Annotated in this window: 13 protein-coding genes; 7 read left to right on the top strand and 6 right to left on the bottom strand. The window is 62.6% G+C overall.

Annotation, left to right across the window (positions count from 1 at the left end; translation table 11 throughout):
• The first annotated feature begins 148 nt into the window (after positions 1-148).
• From V3H56_RS11125 to V3H56_RS11115, 3 genes are read left to right on the top strand one after another with little or no spacing between them, the layout of a single operon-like run.
• Positions 149-1333 carry a tetratricopeptide repeat protein gene (locus V3H56_RS11125; RefSeq protein WP_338474614.1) on the top strand — a complete coding sequence of 395 codons (1185 nt, stop codon included), beginning with the start codon at positions 149-151 and terminating at the stop codon, positions 1331-1333.
• 25 nt (positions 1334-1358) lie between these two features.
• Positions 1359-1904, top strand: a complete 546-nt coding sequence (locus V3H56_RS11120; protein WP_338474613.1) for a tetratricopeptide repeat protein — start codon at positions 1359-1361, stop codon at positions 1902-1904.
• A complete protein-coding gene (locus tag V3H56_RS11115; RefSeq protein ID WP_338474612.1) occupies positions 1897-2268 on the top strand; it encodes a hypothetical protein in 372 nt (123 codons plus the stop codon). The genes V3H56_RS11120 and V3H56_RS11115 overlap by 8 nt, the downstream gene beginning before the upstream one ends.
• Before the next feature lie 175 nt (positions 2269-2443).
• On the opposite strand, the gene V3H56_RS11110 is transcribed toward V3H56_RS11115, so the two are convergent.
• Entirely contained in the window at positions 2444-2818 is a 375-nt protein-coding gene (locus V3H56_RS11110; protein WP_047735523.1) for a helix-turn-helix domain-containing protein, read from the bottom strand.
• Between the two features lie 110 nt (positions 2819-2928).
• Here V3H56_RS11110 and V3H56_RS11105 point away from each other — a divergent pair, with 110 nt between their 5' ends.
• Entirely contained in the window at positions 2929-3678 is a 750-nt protein-coding gene (locus tag V3H56_RS11105; RefSeq protein WP_123578033.1) for an SDR family oxidoreductase, read from the top strand.
• A gap of 48 nt (positions 3679-3726) precedes the next feature.
• Here V3H56_RS11105 and V3H56_RS11100 read toward each other — a convergent pair whose 3' ends face one another.
• From V3H56_RS11100 to V3H56_RS11080, 5 genes are all read right to left on the bottom strand, one after another.
• Complete coding sequence (locus V3H56_RS11100; protein WP_338474611.1) at positions 3727-5688, bottom strand: methyl-accepting chemotaxis protein; 1962 nt, start codon at positions 5686-5688, stop codon at positions 3727-3729.
• Between the two features lie 221 nt (positions 5689-5909).
• Positions 5910-9071 (bottom strand): multidrug efflux RND transporter permease subunit, encoded by a 3162-nt coding sequence (locus tag V3H56_RS11095; protein ID WP_338474610.1) that lies wholly within the window; start codon positions 9069-9071, stop codon positions 5910-5912.
• Positions 9072-9091: 20 nt separating this feature from the next.
• A complete protein-coding gene (locus V3H56_RS11090; protein WP_338474609.1) occupies positions 9092-10246 on the bottom strand; it encodes an efflux RND transporter periplasmic adaptor subunit in 1155 nt (384 codons plus the stop codon).
• A gap of 431 nt (positions 10247-10677) precedes the next feature.
• On the bottom strand, positions 10678-12090 hold the full coding sequence (locus tag V3H56_RS11085; protein WP_338474608.1) for a diaminobutyrate--2-oxoglutarate transaminase: 1413 nt from the start codon (positions 12088-12090) through the stop codon (positions 10678-10680).
• A gap of 105 nt (positions 12091-12195) precedes the next feature.
• Entirely contained in the window at positions 12196-14259 is a 2064-nt protein-coding gene (locus V3H56_RS11080; RefSeq protein WP_338474607.1) for a TonB-dependent receptor, read from the bottom strand.
• A gap of 248 nt (positions 14260-14507) precedes the next feature.
• Between V3H56_RS11080 and V3H56_RS11075 the strand changes: the two genes are divergently transcribed.
• The 3 genes from V3H56_RS11075 to V3H56_RS11065 are packed head-to-tail and all read left to right on the top strand — an operon-like array spanning position 14508 to position 19985.
• Positions 14508-15485, top strand: a complete 978-nt coding sequence (locus tag V3H56_RS11075) for a TauD/TfdA family dioxygenase (RefSeq protein ID WP_338474606.1) — start codon at positions 14508-14510, stop codon at positions 15483-15485.
• Positions 15486-15492: 7 nt separating this feature from the next.
• A complete protein-coding gene (locus tag V3H56_RS11070; RefSeq protein ID WP_338474605.1) occupies positions 15493-18921 on the top strand; it encodes a condensation domain-containing protein in 3429 nt (1142 codons plus the stop codon).
• Positions 18922-18938: 17 nt separating this feature from the next.
• Positions 18939-19985, top strand: a complete 1047-nt coding sequence (locus tag V3H56_RS11065; protein WP_042731828.1) for a TauD/TfdA family dioxygenase — start codon at positions 18939-18941, stop codon at positions 19983-19985.
• Positions 19986-20083: the final 98 nt, after the last annotated feature.

Below are 20083 nucleotides of genomic sequence, written 5' to 3'. Positions count from 1 at the left end.
TTTTTTAATAAAGTTTAGGGCGAACGAAAAATATTTTATGAGCGACGTAAATCGGCTGTTAACGCATGACAGACCGCAACTCCCGAGGCAATAATCAGCCGACGGAACCGCTTCACTCCTTTTCCAATCGCCGACAAAGTGCCCATTCATGACCGCTGACCACACGCCCGCTGAACAGAATCGCTTGGCGCGCCTGCTCTCTTACCTGGTGCAGGATCCCGGTAATTTGTCGCTTTTGGCGGATGCGCTGTCATTGGCCATTGACTTGGGCGACATTGCCGCTGGCCAGCAACTGATCGCGCACATGCAAGCGCAGGGTATCGAGCAACCCCATACTTACGCACTGGCAGCGCATGCATCATTGCAGGCAGGACGATATGCCGCGGCCGCGGCGTTCGGCGACAAGGCAATCGAAGGAGGCATCCATCACGCGGCCGTTCTTTTCAATACTGCCCTTGGCCACTTTCACAGCGGCGACTACGGGGCGACCCACACCCTGCTCTCCCGGCTGAGCAACGACCCCCAAAGCCCTGCCCATCTGCTGGTGATGCATGCACGTGCACTACACCAGTTGGAAGAAACGGAAGAAGCCGAGCGTCTGGTGACCAGGGCCCGGCAACTGGAACCGGAGAACACCAACACGCGCGGCCTGCTCGCGCTGTTGCAATATGAGAACGACAACTACTCGCCGGCATTGATCACGGCGCACGAAACGCTGGCCGAAGATCCCGATCAACTCGATGCACTGATTGCCTGCGCCTCGGTCCACTTCGAGCAAAACAACATCGTCGCATCACGCAACGCGTGGCTTCATACGATCAAGCAACATCCGGAATGCGGCCGGGCATGGTCCGGCCTGGCACGACTGGAGTTCAACGAACTGGAGTTCGACCAGGCCGAAGAACACCTGAAAATGGCTGTCCGCTTCATGCCGGACCATATCGGCACCTGGCATCTACTGGCCTGGATCTACATTCTGCGTCGGGACAGCGTTCAAGCTCGCCAGGCGCTTGATGCCTCCTATGTGCTGGACCGCAATTTTGGCGAGACCCATGGAGGACTGGCCATCGTCGACATCCTGGATGGAATGAAAGAACGCGCCCAGAAAAGCATACGCCGAGCCCTCAAACTCAATCCGCTGGGTCTGTCGGTGCAGTATGCCGAAGCGCTCTTGCTCCAGGACGCAGGCCAACCCGAAAAGGCAGTTCAACTGATCGGCCAGGTGCTTGACCGGACCCGCCCTGACAGCGACATCACCGGTCGCGTCCTGATGGAAAACTGGTTGAGAACACACCAGAACAAAATCCCAGACCGTCATCCAGACCAACACTAAGTCATCGCTCACAGGGAGCCTCTACATGCTGGACGCGCCGGAATATTTGCACTTGGCTATCAACGCCAGCCAGAACGGTGACCACCACGCGGCATTGAGTTATCTGAACACCGCCCTTGAACTGGAGCCAAATAATGCCGCCGTGCATTATTTTCGCGCCGCCGAACATGCCGAACTGGGCCTGATGGAGCGTGCATATGCGGAAATGATAGAAGCACTCGAACTCGACCCTGGGATGGACATCGCTCGCTTCCAACTGGGTTTACTTGGCCTTCAGCTTGCGAAGTTGGACGAAGCCCGCAGTACGTTCCTCACCCTCCAGGACATGTCGCAAGATATGAGCTTGCGGGAATTTTCCAGTGCCTATCTGGAGCTGCTGGATGAGCGCCCGCAGAACGCCGCCACGCGATTGGCTCAAGGCCTGATCGATTGCTCCAATCCGGCACTGAAGGCTGACATGGAACGGGTACTGGCAAGCCTCTCAAGCACTCCGCCCTCCACCTCCAATCTGACTGAACCCGCCGCGTTCCTTGGCGCCTACCGCAACAGTTTCGAGACTACCGATGAGTAAGATCGATTCGACTCGGCTGTCACAGGTCCTGGCCGCGCTGGCCAAGCCCAAGGAGCGAGTGGTATCGAACGCAGCCAATTCCGCTCCTGCCGCCACATCAAGGAAAGACGCAAAAGAGCTCGAAGTGCTGCGAACACACCTGCAAAATCGCCTTAGGGACCTTAAAGACACTGAAGGCTTTCACGCAGCTGCGCCGGTCATCACGGTGCAGGAAATCCTGCGCTGGGAGTTTGGCGAGAGCATTCTGGAGCACCCTGAATTCGGCAGCATATCGAAAAAAGTGGCTGAAACCATGCTTGAAAACCAGGCAATGGAAAAAGCGATCTACACCATCGTGGATCGGATGCTGTCGCCTGGTTCCTGATTCTCCGAAACCGGCTTCCCCACCAAACCACCTTGAACTGACCGACCTAACGGCTGCCGGTACTCCTGGCTGCGGACGACTATGGCAGTGAGATCATGCTGCGCCAGATCATTGGAGTTTTTCGAAAACCAGGCGCCAGAATCAGACAACTCCAACCACCGAACGCTCGGGACAGCTAGCCCTCAACCTCCTCACTGCTCTGCACATCCAGCATCTCCCCGGCGTGGTCTTCAGCCCAGCGTACCAGGGCCGTCACGGGGGTTTCGAGTGTTCTGCCAAGGTCGGTCACTTCGTATTGAACGGCCACGGGCGAGGAGCAGATCACCTCGCGGCGGATCAACTTGTGGCGTTCGAGGCGCCTGAGGGCCTCGGTCAGCGATTTGTGGGTGATGTTCCCCAGCAGTCTGCGCAGTTCATTGAAACGGACGGGCCCGTCGGCCAGCCGGGTCATGATCATGATCGACCATTTGTTGGCGATCTGGTCCAGGACCAGGCGCGTTTGCTCCAGCCGTTGCGGGGTGCATTCGGGCTTTGCAGTATCGTCGAGCATATCTAGTACCCTTAAGGTGCGTAATTGCAACCTAGTATCCGATGTATACCATGGCGACTCAACCGTAAATCTCGTCGTGAATCCTCACGATGAGCACAAGAGGATGGGTCATGAACGCACTGACTGGACAAGTCGTACTGATTACCGGTGCATCGAGCGGCATTGGCGAAGCCACCGCGAAGAAACTCGCCGCCGCGGGCGCGAGGGTGGGTCTTGCGGCGCGCCGGGCCGATCGCCTTCACGCGTTGCACGCTGAGATTGAACAACAAGGTGGCCAGGCCCTGGTCCTGGAAATGGACGTCGCCGACAAGGCCTCCGTCGACGCTGGCGTGAGGAAACTGCTCGACACCTACGGCAGGATCGACGTGGCCTTCAACAATGCCGGGCTGATGCCGTTGTCGAGCGTCGATGAATTCAAGACCGACGAGTGGGATCGCATGGTGGACGTCAACATCAAGGGCGTATTGAACGTGTCGGCGGCGGTACTTCCACAGATGATCGAGCAGCATTCCGGCCACATCATCAACACGTCATCGGTCGCCGGTCGCAAGGTGTTCGGCCAGGGTTTCGCCGTGTACTCAGCCACCAAGTTCGCCGTGAGCGCCTTCACCGAAGGCCTGCGCATGGAGGTCGGGCACAAGCACAATATCCGCGTGACCAGCATCCAACCCGGTGCGACGGCCACGGAATTGACGCAGCACACGACCAGCGAAGAGTATGTGCAGATGATTGCCGGCTTCTCGGGGCAGTTGCAGTTCCTGTCGCCGGAAGACATTGCCGACACGGTCCTGTTCGCGGTCTCGGCCCCCCGCAACGTCAACATTGCCGAGTTGTTCGTGATGCCGACCAATCAGGTCTGAATCGAACGAGCGGCTGCGGATCGAAGTTCGATCCGCAGCCGCCCCCCTTCAGGCCACCTTGAAACGACTGACCAACTGCTGCTGGTACTCCGCCAGGCGCGCCAGTTCCTGGCTGGTGATTGCCGTCTGCTCGGCCCCGGCGCTGACCTGGATCACCAGGTCATTGATCTCGTTGACATTGCGATTGATGTCTTCGGACACCGCACTCTGTTCTTCCGCCGCCGAAGCGATCTGGATGTTACGGTCGCTGATGGTCGCCACGCCCTCGGCAATTTCCACCAGCAACTCACCCGCCCGCTCGACTTTGCTCGCGCCGTCCTGAGCCTTGCCCAGGGTCTGCTGCATGGACAGCGCCGCGCGGTCCGAACCGGCCTGCAAGTTGCTGATCATCTGCTGGATGCTGCCCGTGGACTCTTGCGTCTTTTGCGCCAGGGTACGCACTTCCGAGGCCACCACCGCGAACCCGCGACCGTGATCGCCGGCACGCGCAGCCTCGATCGCCGCATTGAGGGCCAACAGGTTGGTCTGCTCGGCAATGCCACGAATCACATCCAGTACCGAGGAAATGGCATCGCTTTCCTCTTTGAGGTCCCCGATGATCGCTGCAGTCTCCTCGGCCTGGCCGGACAACTGGCGGATCAGCCCGATGGTGCTTTCAATCTCGACCCGGCCCTGAGCGGTGCTGATATTGACCTGCTGCGACATGTGCGCCGCATCGTTGGTGCTTTGCGCCACCTCTCGCACCGTTGCGCTCATCTGGTTGATCGCCGTGGCGACCAGTTCAGTGCCCTGGCGTTGTTGCTCGACACTCTGGCTGGTCTGGATCGTCACCGTGGAAGACTCTTCCGCCGCCGTCGCCACTTGTGCCGTGGCGTTGCCGATTTCCTGCACCACCCCGCTGATCTCCTGGGCCATGCGGTTGAGGTTGCGGGAGATCTGGCCGAACTCGTCCTTGCCTTCGTGACTTGCCCGGGCAGTGAGATCACGCTCCGCCAGGTCATTGAGGACCTGATTCACGTCGCGCACCGCCAGGTCGATCATGCGGATGATCAGGTACGACAGCACCGCCACCGCCAACAACGCAACGACCACGGCACCGAGCGTCAGCCACAGGGCACGGCTGGCGCTATCGCGCTCGTGCATGGCCAGGCGGCTGACACTCTGACCGAGGGCTTCTTCCACCTGGCCCATCAGGTCGATCCGTTGGGTCGCGGTTTCAAACCAGTCTTGCGGCTTGATGCCCAGCGACTGGCCCAGCGGCACCTCGAATGCCAGGCGCTGCAACCGGGCAACATCGACGGCCGCCGGCTCGCGCATCTGATCATCGAACTGCTGCAACAAGACGGGTGGGGCCTTGCGACGGAAAGCGTCCAGGTAGGCGGTAAATTCACCCCAGTTGCGGCTGAACCGTGACAACAGCCCTTCGTCGAAGCGGTCCTGGGCGAACACCAGGCCGAGCACGACGCGCTCGCGCCCGGCCCGTTCTTTCATTTCGATGAATTGATTGAGTGCGCCGAGCGCATGAACAATGGTCGCGTTATTGATGGTCGCTTCCAGGGAGTGGGTGTAACCGATCAATACTTGAATAATGTCGGTGTAGCGAACACCGGATTCGGTGCTGCTGATATTTAACTTGTCGACTTGTGCACGCACACTGGACAACTCATCCAAGGCACTAATGACCTTGGTGAGTTGATTGTTCCCCGACACCGGCAATTCACGAATCACAGCGACCGATGTGTCGGCATCCCGGCGCATCTGGGCCAGCCGGTCACCCATGGATTTACCGCCGCTACCGAGGAAAACCCCGCTGACACCGCGTTCGCGCTGGAGGGTGGTGATGAGCAGGCTGAGTTTCTGGGCGGTGGCGCTGGCGGTCACCGTCGCGTCCATGTCGCGCAGCGTTCGGTAGTTATCGCCGACAAAAATACCGGCCAGGGTCAGGAATCCTAATAACGGCAGTAAAAGAATCAATAAAAGTTTCAGACGTAGCGGTGCATTCCTGAGCATATTCGTTCAAGCCTCATTCCATACTCGATTAGTTGACGCGCGGCGCTGTTGTAAGAAGGGATTTTGTACACGCTGATCGTGGGGTGATATTAACCCAATATCAAATGGCCATCACCCCTAATATCCTACCGTACAGCGTTTATCTAAGCGCCAAGTGCAGAATTTGAATTTGCCTTGATCAAGATCAATAACCTGGCATTTAGTTGATGAGTGGCGGTACGTCACGCCTGAGTCTTGTGCCGGGTGCAAGCCCCCTCCCCGGAGGCGGATTCAGGCACCACCGCGCGCCGGCCCCGCATGCGTTCCACCAGGGACAGCACCGCGACATAGAACACCGGCACCCACAGCACCCCGAGCACGGTCGCGGCCAGCATTCCGCCGATCACCCCGGTGCCGATCGCGCGCTGGCTGGCCGCACCGGCATCGCTGGCAAGCGCCAGGGGCAGCACGCCCAGGATGAACGCCAGCGAGGTCATGACAATCGGCCGGAACCGCAAGCGCGCCGCCTGTGCCGCGGCCTGCGCCAGGCTTGCCCCTTCGGCGTGCAACGCCCTGGCGAACTCGACGATGAGGATCGCGTTCTTCGCGGACAAGCCGATGATGGTGATCAAGCCGACCTTGAAGTAGACATCGTTGGGCAAGCCCATCACCGTCACCGCCAGTACCGCACCGAGCACACCCACCGGTACGATCAGCAGCACCGCGAACGGGATCGCCCAGCTCTCATAGAGCGCAACCAACACCAGCAACACCATCGTCAACGACAGACCCACCAACAGCGGCACCTGATCGCTGGCCTGCTGCTCTTGCAACGACAGCCCTGCCCACTCAAGACTGAAGCCGGCCGGCAACTGCCGGGCAATCGCCTGCAACGCGGCCATTGCCTGGCCGGTGCTGTAGCCCGGCGCGGCATCCCCGGAAAAACGCAGCGATGCCGAGCCGTTGTAGCGACCGATCTGCAACGGCCCGACCTGCCACTCGAACCGACTGAAGGCTTCCAGCGGCACCAGACGGCCTTGGCGATTGGGCACCTGCAGGCGCAGCAGCGCTTGCGGGGTCTGCCGGCTGGCGCCGTCGGCCTGGATGATCACCCGTTGCATGCGTCCCTGGTTGACGAATTCGTTGACCTGCTCCGACCCCAGCGCCGAAGACAACGCCGCGCTGATCACCTCGAAACCCACGCCCAGGGCCTCGGCCTTCTCGCGGTCGATGCTGACCTTGATTTGCGGCGCATCAGCCAGGCCATCCTCCCTCAAGTGTGCGATCACGGGCGAGGCCTTGGCCGCCTCCAGCAATTGGCGACGCGCCGCCAGCAGAGCCTCGTGCCCCTGCCCTGCGAGGTCCTGCAAGCGCAAATCGAAGCCGCTGGAGGTGCCGAGGCCGTCCACCGGCGGCGGCACGACGCTGTACAGCGTGCCATCGGCCACGTCCTCGAAGGCGGCGTTCGCCCGCCGGGCCACCTCTTCGCTGGTCTGGCCACTGCCGCGCAACGACCAGTCCTTGAGGGTGACGTAGGACAACGCTGCGTTGGCCCCTTCCCCGGAAAAGCTGAAGCCCATGATCGCCAGCACCTGATCGGTGGCCGGTTGGGCCAGGGCATATTTTTCCCACGCCTGGACCGTCACGTCCGAGCGCGAGGCCGAGGCGGCGGGCGGCAGCTGGATATCGGTCACGATGTAGCCCTGGTCTTCCTCGGGCAGGAACGAGGACGGCAACCGGGCATAGGCGAAGGCCAGCACCAGCAGCAACGCCAGGTACAGGCACAGGCTGCGGGCACGGCGGCGCAACCAGCGTTCGCCCAGCCGGTCATAGCGCCGGGCCAGGGCCTGGAAGTGGCGATTGAAGCCCTGGGCCCAACGCGGCACGCGCACCGGGCGCGTCGGGTCAACCGGCTTGAGCAGGGTCGCGCACAAGGCCGGCGTCAGGCTCAGCGCGAGAAAACCGGAGAACAGGATCGACACCGACAGGGTCATCGCGAACTGCTGGTAGATCACCCCCACCGAACCGCCCATGAATGCCAGGGGCAGGAACACCGCCGACAGCACCAGGGTGATGCCGACAATCGCCCCGCTGATCTGCTGCATGGCCTTGCGGGTCGCGGCCTTGGGCGACAGGTGTTCCTCGCTGATCAGCCGCTCGACGTTTTCCACCACGACAATGGCGTCGTCCACCAGGATCCCGATCGCCAGCACCATGCCGAACAGCGTCATCATATTGATCGAGAAGCCCAGCGGCGCCATGACCGCCATCGTGCCCAACAGACAGACCGGCACCACCACCGCCGGGATCAGCGTATAGCGCAGTTTCTGCAGGAACAGCAGCATCACCAGGAACACCAGGACCATGGCTTCGATCAGCGTGTAGAGGACTTGCTTGATCGCCACCTCGACAAAATACGAGGTGTCGTAGGGCACGCTCAGGGCCATGTTCGCCGGCAAGGTGCTCGACAGTTGATCCAGCCGCAGCTTGATCGCCTCCGCGGTTTCCAGCGCGTTGGCGCCCGGTGCCAGTTGCACCGACATGGCCGCCGCCGGCTTGCCGTTCAGCCGCGCGTCGAAGCGGTAGTCCTTGCGCCCCAGTTCAACCCGCGCCACGTCGCGAATCCGCACGCTGGAGCCGTCGTCATTGGCCCGCAGCACGATGTTGCCGAAAGCCTCCACCGAGTCCAACTGCCCTTGCACCATGACGGTGGCGGTAATGTGCTGGTCCGCCGGCCCGGGCCGCTCGCCCATGCTGCCGGCCGGCACCTGGATGTTCTGCCCGGCGATGGCCCTGCCCACATCGCTCATCGACAGGTCATAACCCACCAGGCGCGCCGGATCGACCCAGATCCGCATCGCCCGCTCGGCGGTGTACATCTGCACCCGCCCGACCCCGGCCACCCGACGGATTTCATTGTTGATCGCGCGAGCGGCATAGTCCGCCAACCCGACGGAGTCCTGCTGGTCGTCGGTGTAGGACAAGGCATACACCAACAGGAAATTGGAGCGGGCCTGCTCCACCTCCAGGCCTTGCTCGATCACCGCCTGGGGCAAGCGACCGACCACCCGTTGCAGGCGATTCTGCACGTCGACCTGGGCCATGTCCGGGTCGGTGCCCGGCTTGAAGGTAATGGTGGTTTCGGCACCGCCGTTGGCACTGTTGGACTCGTAGTAAAGCAGGCCTTTGAGGCCGTTGAGCTCTTCTTCGATCAGGCTGGTGACGTTCTGGCTGACGATCTGTGCCGACGCCCCTGGGTAATAGACACTGACGTTGATTTGCGGCGGCGCCACGTCCGGGTACTGGTTGACCGGCAGACGCCCCAGGGTCAGCGCACCCGCCAGGGCGATCAGCAGTGCGATGACCCAGGCGAAGTTCGGACGGTTGATGAAAAAATCCGGCATGGTGTGCTTCCCAAGGTCGGTCAGTGGCGAGCTTGCTGCCCGGCCAGAGTGACAACGTGGACCTGCGTCCCCGCGCTGAGCTTGTCGGCCCGCTCGATCACCACCTGCTCGCCGGCCACCAGGCCCTGGGTGATCTGCCAGTCGGAACCGAGCATGGCGCCGGTGCTGACCACCCGCTCACGGACCACGCCACTGTCGTCCACCAGCATCAACCGGGCCTGACCGTCGGCGCCGCGCTGCACGGCCTGCTGCGGCACGAACAACGCTTGCCGGTCGACACCGGCCGGCGCGATCACCCGCACGTACATGCCGGGCAGCAGGAGGTTGTCCGGGTTGGGAAACTCACCGCGCAAGGTCACCTGGCCAGTGCTCCGGTCCACGGAGATGTCGGAAAACATCAAGGTGCCACGGCGTAACTGGGGAGGATTGCCCACTTGCACCGTCACCTGCGCCGTACCGTTGCCATCGAGGCTCAGGCGTCCGCTGGCCAGTGCCTGCTGCAAGGCCACCACCTGGTCGGCGGACTGGGTGAAGTCAGCGTAGATCGGGTCCAGTTGCTGGACTCGCGCCATTTGCGTCGCCTCGTCCTGCCCCACCAGCGAACCTTCGCTGACCAGAGCCCGACCGATGCGCCCGCTGATCGGCGCACGCACCTGGCAGTAACCAAGGTTGAGCCGCGCACTGGCCACGTCGGCCTGGGCCGCCAGGCGATTGGCCTGGGCGCTCTTGAGGTCGGACATGGCTTCGTCGAAGGCTTGCGGGCTGACGGCGTTGATCGCCACCAGTTGCTTGAAACGCTGCACCTGGGCGTTGGCCCGATAGACATCGGCCTCGGCCCGCGCCAAGGCACCCTCGGTGCGCATCAGCGCAGCCTTGAGCGGCGCCGGGTCGATGCTGAACAGCAACTGGCCGGCCTTGACGTCGCTGCCTTCCTGGAAATGCCGGGTCAGCACCACCCCGGCCACCCGCGCGCGCACCTCGGCGATGCGCACCGGCTCGATCCGTCCAGGCAAGTCCGTGGTCATGGCGAACGCCCGAGGCTGCACCGTCAGCGTCTTCACTTGCGGCACCGCCGCAGCCGGTTCGGCCGGTGCTTGCCGGTCGCCGCACGCGCTTAAACCCAGCAAGCCCAGCAACACCCAGGCGGGTGCCATCGCGGCGAAAATCTTCTGCATGGTCACTCCCTGCCCAATGAAAAAAGGCCCGCCGATTGCAATCGACAGGCCCCAATACCCCGTGGGAATGGGCTCGCTCGCGAAAGCGTCATCCCATCCAGCATCACTTCAAGCTGACCCACCGCTTTCGCGGGCAAGCCCGCTCCCACAGGTAATGTCGGCGAACACATCACGTGCAAACCCCACCCAACCTCTGTGGGAGCGAGCTCGCTCGCGAAGGCGTCATCCCATCCAGCATCACTTCAAGCTGACCCACCGCTTTCGCGGGCAAGCCCGCTCCCACAGGTAATGTCGGCGAACACATCACGTGCAATCCCCACCCAACCCCTGTGGGAGCGAGCTCGCTCGCGAAGGCGTCATCCCATCCAACAACACTTCAAGCTGGCCCACCGTGTTCGCGAGCAGGCAGCGAAAACGCTCAATCAACGCGCTCACCGCTCGTTGAGGCTGCTCGCTGCCTGGAACAGGATCTTCGCCACGAAGTCGACCTCCTGCTCGGTGATGATCAACGGCGGCAGCAAGCGCACTGTCGCACCGTGCCGCCCACCGAGTTCGACGATCAAGCCGTGTCGCAGGCAAGCCTGCTGGAAGGCCTTGGCCCTGGCCGTGTCCACTGGTGGATGGCCCTGGGCATCCGGCGCCCCCTGAGGATCGACGATTTCCATGCCAAGCATCAGGCCACGGCCGCGAACATCGCCCACCCAGGCGAATTCGCTCTGCAACGCCTCAAGCTGTTTGCGCAGTTGCGCACCCACCGTTTCGGCGTGCTTGACCAGGCCTTCATCGCGGATAAAGCGCAAGGTCGCGGTGCCCGCCGCCATCGCCAGCTGATTGCCGCGGAAGGTGCCGGCGTGAGCGCCCGGCTGCCAGACGTCCAGCGAATCGTTGTAGACCATGACCGACAACGGCAAGCCACCGCCAATGGCCTTGGACAACGTGATGACATCCGGGGTGATGCCCGACTGCTCGAAACCGAACATCCGGCCGCTACGGGCGATGCCGCACTGGATCTCGTCGACGATCAACGGGATGCCATGGGCGTGGGTCAGTCGGCGCAGTTCCTGCAACCAGCGATCCGGCGCGGCAATCACCCCGCCCTCGCCCTGGATCGGTTCCAGGATCATCGCCGCCGGCGCGGTCACGCCGCTCTCCGGGTCGTTGAGCAAGTGTTCGAGGTAACGCACGTTCAAGGTGACCGCCTGGTCGCCGGCCACACCGAACGGGCAACGGTAGTCGTGGGGGAACGGCAGGCGCTGTACACCCGGCATCAACGCACCGAGGGCATTCTTCGGCGACAGGTTGCCGCTGATGGCCAGCGTGCCCAGGGTCATCCCGTGGTAGGCCCCTTCGAATGCCAGCACCGAGTGCCGGCCAGTCGCGGTGCGGGTCAGCTTGAGGGCCGCCTCCACCGCATCGGCCCCGCTTGGGCCGCAAAACTGGATGCGTGCGTTGCGAGCGAACTCGGCAGGCAAGCAACCGAAAATTTCCTGGACGAACGCGTCCTTGACCGGCGTCATGAGGTCCAGGGTGTGCATCGGCACGCCCGCGGCCATGACCTGGGTGATGGCTTCGATGATCACCGGATGATTGTGCCCCAGGGCCAGGGTGCCAGCCCCTGCCAGGCAGTCGACGAACACTTGCCCGCGGCTGTCCTGGACATAAATGCCATGGGCCCTTTCGAGCACCAGCGGAATGCGCCGCGGGTAACTGCGGGCGTTGGATTCCTGTTGTTGCTGGCGTTCCAGCAGCGGCGTCGGATCGAGGCAGTAAGGGCTCGACAGACCGGTATGCAACAGGCGTAGCTGTTGCGCGCCACCCGCTGTGACATTCGAAAAAGCACTCATGATTTCCTCCATGGAGGCTGGGTTTGGAAGGGAACTGCAGCCTGGAAACACATCGCTGACCTGCACCCTCGAGCGCGGGGAGATTGCCTCCCCGCGCCTTCGGTTTTACATGTCGTAGCGCAGGATCATCCCCACCGTGCGCGGTGCGCCGACGTCGATGATGGTGTCGTCGCGGTTGTTGGTGATGTATTCCTTGTCGAACGCATTCTTGACGTAGGCAGACACAGCGACATTCTTGGTGACTTTGTACTCGGTATTGAAGTTGACCAGCACATAAGCGTCGCTCTTACGCTCCCCACTGACCTTGCCGTTGGAGTCGAACTCGTACTCCGAGGGCGCAGTGCTCTGATAGACAATGTCCGTGCCGAACATCAGGCGATCATCGAAGCGATAGACACCGCCCACCGACGCCTTGTATTTCGGCGAATAGAGGAACGACTCGCCGCTCCTGTCCTGGCCATTGTCAGCAACGAAGTCCTTGTATTTGCTATCGGTAACGGCGCCGCCGAAATTCAGGGTCAGCTGCTCGGTGATGTCTTTCTCGACGAAGACTTCCAGCCCCTTGATGTCACTGCGACCGGCGTTGTAGATATCAATGACGGTGCTGCCGGGCTGCCGAACGCTGACCTGCTGATCTTTCCAGTCGGTGTAGTACAGGTTGGCGCGGGCACGCAGGCTCTTGTCGAAGAACGAACCGCGATAGGACAGCTCGTAGTTGGTGGTGTATTCCGGGTCGTAGGCTTGGTGACCGCTACCGGAGCGCAGGTTGACACCGCCGCCGCGATAACCCTTCTGCACCATGAAGCCAAGGTACTGATCCGTTGCCAGCTCGTAGTCGATACCGAGTTTCGGCAACACGGCATCAAACGACTTTTTGATTTTCTCGGGAACGAAACGGCCGTCTGCCTCGATGTCGGTATCGTTCGTCTCGTGGTCGTAACGCAGGCCGGTGATCAATGTCCAGCGCGGCGCGAACGTCCAGTTGACTTCACCGAACACCGCCTTGTTTTCAATCTTGGTATCACCCTTGACCGTGCGAGCCAGCACGTTGTCGAACAACAGCCGGTCATGGAACTTGTTGGTGTTGTGGCCGTAATAGGCACCGATGAAACTCTTCACCGTGTCCGAGTCGTAATTCAGACGCAACTCCTGGCTGAACAGGTTACCGTCCTGTTTACGCAGAACGACCTCGTTGTCCACGGCATTCTGATCGAAGTCCAGGCGGTTGCTGTAGTCCGAGCTGGTGTTGGCGGTCATGCTCGTCAACGACCAGGCATCGTTCAGACGATGATCCACCTTGGCGCTGACGGTGTCCTGCTTGAGGTTGTCGAAGGCTTCGGTGTTGGATGAAATGTCGTAATAGCTGGGCTTGCCGTCGGAACCACGCATGGTCGAGCGATCACCCTGGCGGTGTTCGTTGTGGGCGTAGGTCAGCAGGACGTCGGTGTCGTCATTGGGCAGGATCAGCAATTTGCCGCGGGCGTTGCTGGTGCGGTGCGGGTTGGCATCCTTGTCGAGCGTGGTGTTGCGGATGTAGCCGTCACCGTCGGAATAGTCCACGGCGATACGACCGGCGATCTTGTCGTCGACGATGGCGCCGCCACCGGCAACCGCGGCCCCATGCTCACCGTAGTTACCAACGTTGGTTTGCGCCGAGAAGCTTGGTTCGAAGGTTGGATTCTTGGTGCGGATTACCACCGCACCGGCCAGGGAGTTGCGGCCCTGGGTGGTGGATTGCGGGCCGAGGAAGACTTCGACCTGCTCGGCGTCCCACAGCGGAACCGGGCTCAAGGTCAGCGCGCGGTTCGGCTGTACGGCACCGTCGACATACACCGACACCGCACCGTTCAGGGCCGCCGGGCCCTGGTCATCGAAACCGGATACCGGCACGCCACGAATGCCCCAGTTTTCGTTGCCAGCCTGGCTGTAGACGCCTGGCGTGCGGGCAAACACATCCACCAGGTCTTTGTCGGCGTGTTCACGCAGGCTCTTGTCAGTCATGACCACCACGCTGGACTGGGTCTGGTCCAGGGTACGGTCAATTTTTTCACCGGTGACGGTGATCGGAGCGATCTCCATCTTGCCGGCCTCTTCAGCCGCCCACGCACCGCTGCTCAGGCCCAACGCCGACCCCACAGCCAACGCAATTGTAGTCTTTTTGAAATTCACGCCCCGCTCCCCTGCGACAGATATTTTTGGTTTTCTTCGAGCTGGCTGAAGGCTGTTCGGTGCCAGCGGAGCGGAGTCTAATCCAAAAAATTATTTAAATAAATAGTATTGATAATCTCTCTCATTTGTACCTAATATGCCGTCCTGTATTGTTTTGCATACATTTACAGACCCGTCCTACATCTGCGACCACTGCCTTGCTGTTCCGGTCGTGACGGGTCGAAAAAGTTATAAGAGGATGCGCAAGGATGACCTCAATCGAACACCTGAACGGGCGTTCCGAGCCTGTTCCATTGGCTTGCACGGATGGCAGCGCAACGGCGTTACCCGTGCTGGTACAGGCCACACCAGGGCAGTCGATCCACGACCTGGAAGCTTCGATTCGCGAACGCCTGCCCCACCTGCTGGCGACCGTTGGCGGTGTCCTGTTTCGCGGATTCGGCGTGCCCACCCCGATCGACTTCAAGCGCTTCGCCGCCAGCTTCGGCGCGCCGCTGGCCAGCTACGAATTCGGCTCCACGCCCCGCAGTAAAGTCTTTGCCGGGGTCTACAGCTCCACTGAATACCCGGCCCACCAGTTCATCCCCCTGCACAACGAACAGGCCTACACCCGGCCCTGGCCTTCGCGCATCTGGTTCCACTGCATCAAGGCCAGCGAGACCGGCGGCGAAACGCCGATCGCCGACAGTCGCCTGATCTACCAGCGCATACCCGACGGAATCCGTGAGCTGTTCGCCCGCCGCGAGCTGCTTTACGTGCGCAACTACAGCGGCGCCCTGGACCTGCCCTGGGAGAAGGTCTTCAACACCCAGGATCGGGCCCAGGTCGAGCGTTACTGCCAGGACAACGACATCGAGTGGGAATGGAAAGCCGACGGCGACCTGCGCACCCGCCAGCGCTGCGCGGCGGTGCAACAGCACCCCGATACCGGCGAATGGGTCTGGTTCAACCAGGCGCACCTGTTCCATGTGTCGGCCATCGAGCCGAGCGTGCGCGCCAGCCTGCTGGCGGCGGTGGGTGAAGAGAACCTGCCGCGCCATGTCTATTTCGGCGATGGCTCGGCCATCCCCGACGCCATGCTCGACACCGTGCGCGAAGTCTATCGCCAGACCGCCATCAGCTTCCCCTGGCAGCCCGGCGACGTTCTGATGCTCGATAACCGACTGGTGGCACACGGTCGCAATCCTTATACCGGTGACCGCAAGGTCATCGTGGCCATGGCGTGAATTGCAGATGTTTTCATTCAAACAGTGGATCGAAGTGCTGGAGTCCAACGCCCGGCATTTTCCAGAGCGTGCGGCCCTGCACTTTTTGCCGGACGGCGTAGAGATCGGCGAAACCCTGACCTTTTCCCAATTGCACGAGCAGTCCCAGTCCCTGGCCGCCGCGTTGCAGGCACGCTACGCGCCGGGTGACCGGGTGTTGCTGATGCTGCCCAGCAGCCTCGACTACGCCCGCGCATTCTGTGCCTGCCTGTACGCAGGCATGATCGCGGTGCCGCTGTTCCCGCCGCCGTCACGTAAACCGCGTCACCTCGAACGCGTGCGAAACGTGGTGGTGGACGCCAAGCCGGCGCTGATCCTGGCCCCGGCGGAGCATTGCGAAGGCTTGCGAGAACTGGTGCAAGGCCGGGTCGACGTGCTGACGGTCCAGCACCTGGGCACGCCAGCCGCCAGCCAGTGGCAACGCCCGGCCATCGACGGTTCGACCGTGGCCTTCCTGCAATACACCTCAGGCTCCACCGGCTCGCCCAAAGGCGTCGAGGTGCGTCAGCGCAACCTGATCGCCAACGTCGAGCTGATGCGCCAGGCCTACGGTTTCGATGAGCACGGCGCCATGGTCAACTGGCTGCCGCTGTACCACGACATGGGCCTGATCGGCGGCCTCCTGGCGCCGCTCTACAGTGGCATGCCCTGCTACCTGATGGCTTCGCAGACCTTCGTCAACGCACCGTCCACCTGGTTGCAGGCCTTGAGTCGCTACCGTGGCACCGTGAGTTTCGCCCCCAATTTCGCCTACGCCCTGTGCAACCGGGTGGTCAGCGACAACCTGATCGCCCAACTCGACCTGAGCGCCTGGAAACACGCCATCAACGGCGCCGAGCCGATCCACCCCGGCACACTGGATGCCTTCGCCCAGCGCTTTGCCGCCTGCGGCCTCAACCCGCTGGCGATCAGCCCCGGTTATGGCCAGGCCGAAGCGACGCTGTGTGTCAGCGCCACCCCGGCGGATGTGCTGCCGGTGGTGTTGCGCCTGGACAAGGCTGTGCTGGAAACCGGCCGCGCGGCCCTGGCGAACGCCGATGCCGCCGCCGTCGAATTCGTCGCCTGTGGCTTCCCGCAGGCCTTGCACAGCATCGCCATCGTCGACCCGCAGACCCACGAGCGTTGCGCCGCTGATCGCATCGGCGAAGTCTGGCTCAAGGGCCCGAGCAACGCCGAGTCCTATTGGAAAAACCCCGAGGCCACCCGCGAAGCCTTTGAAGCACAGATCGTCGGTTCCTCCGAGCACTACCTGCGCTCCGGCGACCTGGGTTTCATGCACGAAGGCCAGGTGGTGATCTGCGGACGGCTCAAGGACCTGTTGATCCTCAACGGGCGCAACCTCTACCCCCACGACATCGAGTTCGCCATCACCGATGCCGAGCCCGGCATCCGCACCGGGCGCATCGCCGCGTTCTCGGAAATGGACCCGGTCCTGGGCCGCGAGAAACTGGTGATCGTCGCCGAGCCGCAGCGCAAGTTCGTCGACCCGGCGCGGCATCCGGCGCTGTTCGCGTCGATGCAGAACGCCGTGCGTGAAGCCGCCGACTGTGGCATCGACCAGATCGTGCTGGTGGAAGCCGGCACCATCCCGATGACCACCAGCGGCAAGATCGCCCGCCAGGGCGCACGCAAGCAACTGGCGGCGGGCACGTTGAGCATCATCGCCCAGAGCGGCGGGCCGGCGCCTTCCCCGCGTGAAACCCTTGATGCAGGCCAGCTCAAGGCCCTGGTCCAGGCGTCGAAACACGAGGCCCAAAGCGCCTGCCGCCAATGGCTCGCGCAGACCTTGCACGAGGTCAATCCGTACCTGGCCGTGGATTTCCAACAGAGCCTGGTAGGCCAGGGACTGGACTCCATCAGCGTCGCCGATTTCGCCGCACGCCTGCACCGGGACCTGGGTTGGAACCTCGACACCCAGGACCTGTTCGGCGAGCAGACCCTGGCGCAATGGGCCAAGGCCCTGCTGGATTTCCTCAGTGAGCCGCCAGCGGCCGAGCGACCCTCGACGGCGCGCGACAACGCCAGCGAACATCGCCAATCCTTCGCCCAGCGCCGCCTGTGGTTCCTGCGCCAACTCAACCCGGACGACACCCGGCACAACCTAGTGCTGCACCTGAGCCTGCGAGGTCCACTTGAAATCGAGGTGCTGGCCGAGCGCTTGAGCGCCTTGGTCAACCGACACAGCGTATTGCGCACGGTCTACCGCGATGGCATCGACGGCCCGCAGCAACAGGTGCAGCCCGCCACGCCGGTCGCATTGGACTGGCACGACCTGCAAGGGCAGAGTGAGGCGCAGCAACGGCAAGCGCTGCGCGACGCCCTGGCACGCGAACACGCCACCCCGGTCAATCTCACCGAGGGGCCGCTGCTGCGCGCCCAACTGCTGAGCCGTGACGCGCAGCAACACGACCTGCTGCTGACCCTGCACCACATCGCCTTTGACGGGCGTTCGGCGCAAGTGCTGCTGGCGGAGTTGGCCGGTGTAGCGAACGCCCAACAACCGGTGCAATACCTCGATTTCGCCCAGTGGGAAGCGACCCACTGGAGCGAACAGCGGATCGCCACCGAGCAGGACTTCTGGCGCGCCCACCTGGCCGGCCTGCCGCAGACCCTCGAACTGGGCGGCAGCGGCCAGGCCCAGGGTGAACACAGCCTGCACTTCAACGTGCCCCAGGCCACCTGCGAACAACTCTCGGCATTGGCCCGCGAGCGCGGCATGACCCTGTTCATGCTGTTGCTGGCCCACTACCAACTGGTGCTCAAGCAACTGGGCGGCCAGCAACGGTTCCTGCTCGGCACCGACGTCAGCGGTCGACCGTTGGCGGAGCACCACGACGTGATCGGTTTCTTCGTCAACCAACTGACCCTGCGCTGCGACCTGCACGGTGAGCCGACGCTGGCCGGTTTTCTTGAGCGGGTCCGCGATGAAGCGCGTCTGGCGTATGCCCACCAGGGCCTGCCGTTCGACCTGGTGGTTTCGGCCCTGGCGCCGCAACGCCTGCCCGGCCACTCGCCGCTGTTCCAGGTCAAGCTCAACTATCAACCGTCCCGCGTCACACCCGCCAGCATCGCCGGTGCGCAGTTGGACACGCTGGAAGTGGCGCAGGCGCCGGGGGATTTTCACCTGGTGCTGGACCTGGTGCACGGCACCGATGGCCTGGAAGCGACCCTCAAGTACCGCGGCGAATACTTCGACCAGGACCGTGCCTTGCGCCTGCAACACCTGTGGACGCGCCTGCTGGAAGACACCCGCCAGCAGCTGGACGAGCCGCTGCCGGCGCTGGCTGCGCGCGTCGACGCCTGGGACCAGGCGTTCCAGCGTGAGCGCCAGCAGGCCCAGGCGCAGACCGGACGCAGCCAGATGCTGCAAGCCAAACGTCGTTCCATGCCCCTTTAACCGAGTCGGATGCCGTTATGTCTATCGTGCCCCCATCGCCCCGCGCCCTAGGCGCCGTGCGTCGCAAAGCCATGAACGTCTCGGAACAGCGACTGGTCACCGAGCGCCTGCTCAGCCCCGAACACGCCCTGCCGCTGGTGATCGAACCGGCGGTCAGCGGCGTTGACCTGGTCGCCTGGGCCGCCCGCGAACGCGAGTCTCTGGAGCAAAAACTGCTGCAATACGGCGCCTTGTTGTTTCGCGGGTTCAACGTGGCGTCGGTCGAGCAGTTCGACCAGGTGATCGCCGCGCTCTCCCCTGGCGCCCTCGAATACATGTTCCGCGCCTCGCCCCGAACCCGGGTCGGCGGCAACATCTATACCTCGACCGACTACCCGGCCGACCAGATGATTTTCCCCCACAACGAACACTCCTATTCGCCACGCTTCCCGCTGCGATTGTTCTTCTACTGTCAGCTCGCTTCCGAGACCGGTGGCGAAACGCCGATCGGCTCGACCCGCGCGGTCAAGGCCCGCATCAGCCCGGAAATCGAAGCACGCTTCCGGGAAAAAGGCGTGTTGTACGTGCGCAACTATGGCGACGGTTTCGGCCTGCCCTGGCAGAGCGTGTTCCAGTCCGAAGATCGCAGCGAAGTGGAAACCTACTGCGCCAGCGTCGGCATCGAAGTGGAATGGAAGGACAACAATCGCCTGCGCACCCGTCAGCGCGGGCCGGCCGTGGTGCGTCATCCGCGCACCGGCGAAGAAGTCTGGTTCAACCACGCGACCTTCTTTCACATCAGCACCTTGCCACCGCGCATCCGGGATTCGCTGCAAAGCAACTTCAGCGACCTGGACCTGCCCACCAACACCTTCTACGGCGACGGCGAACCGATCGAGCCGCAGGTACTGGAGTCGCTGCGAGCGGCCTACCTCGACTCGCTGGTGCGATTCAGCTGGCAGCCGGGCGACGTGTTGTTCATCGACAACATGCTCGCGGTGCACGGTCGCGAACCCTTTACCGGCAAGCGCGCAATCATGACCGGCATGGCCGAAGCCCTGCTGTCGAGCGACGTCGCCGTTTGACTTCCAACGGGTCCACCCACCGCTTGCCAGCGGCTCGCTCGACTCTCGGTCAGCGAGCCCCGGCGGGCGCGGTGTCACCCCGATCCAAGCCCCCTTTC

The sequence above is a fragment of the Pseudomonas sp. MS646 genome, from assembly GCF_036693845.1.
Lineage (GTDB): Bacteria > Pseudomonadota > Gammaproteobacteria > Pseudomonadales > Pseudomonadaceae > Aquipseudomonas > Aquipseudomonas chlororaphis_E.
This window is presented reverse-complemented; position numbering and strand designations above follow the sequence as displayed.

What these genes read in the sequence shown, in the direction of transcription:
- V3H56_RS11125 (WP_338474614.1), top strand. Translation starts at nt 149, where the DNA reads ATGACCGCTGACCACACGCCCGCTGAACAGAATCGCTTGGCGCGCCTG.
- V3H56_RS11120 (WP_338474613.1), top strand. Translation starts at nt 1,359, where the DNA reads ATGCTGGACGCGCCGGAATATTTGCACTTGGCTATCAACGCCAGCCAG.
- V3H56_RS11115 (WP_338474612.1), top strand. Translation starts at nt 1,897, where the DNA reads ATGAGTAAGATCGATTCGACTCGGCTGTCACAGGTCCTGGCCGCGCTG.
- V3H56_RS11110 (WP_047735523.1), bottom strand. Translation starts at nt 2,818, where the DNA reads ATGCTCGACGATACTGCAAAGCCCGAATGCACCCCGCAACGGCTGGAG.
- V3H56_RS11105 (WP_123578033.1), top strand. Translation starts at nt 2,929, where the DNA reads ATGAACGCACTGACTGGACAAGTCGTACTGATTACCGGTGCATCGAGC.
- V3H56_RS11100 (WP_338474611.1), bottom strand. Translation starts at nt 5,688, where the DNA reads ATGCTCAGGAATGCACCGCTACGTCTGAAACTTTTATTGATTCTTTTA.
- V3H56_RS11095 (WP_338474610.1), bottom strand. Translation starts at nt 9,071, where the DNA reads ATGCCGGATTTTTTCATCAACCGTCCGAACTTCGCCTGGGTCATCGCA.
- V3H56_RS11090 (WP_338474609.1), bottom strand. Translation starts at nt 10,246, where the DNA reads ATGCAGAAGATTTTCGCCGCGATGGCACCCGCCTGGGTGTTGCTGGGC.
- V3H56_RS11085 (WP_338474608.1), bottom strand. Translation starts at nt 12,090, where the DNA reads ATGAGTGCTTTTTCGAATGTCACAGCGGGTGGCGCGCAACAGCTACGC.
- V3H56_RS11075 (WP_338474606.1), top strand. Translation starts at nt 14,508, where the DNA reads ATGACCTCAATCGAACACCTGAACGGGCGTTCCGAGCCTGTTCCATTG.
- V3H56_RS11070 (WP_338474605.1), top strand. Translation starts at nt 15,493, where the DNA reads ATGTTTTCATTCAAACAGTGGATCGAAGTGCTGGAGTCCAACGCCCGG.
- V3H56_RS11065 (WP_042731828.1), top strand. Translation starts at nt 18,939, where the DNA reads ATGTCTATCGTGCCCCCATCGCCCCGCGCCCTAGGCGCCGTGCGTCGC.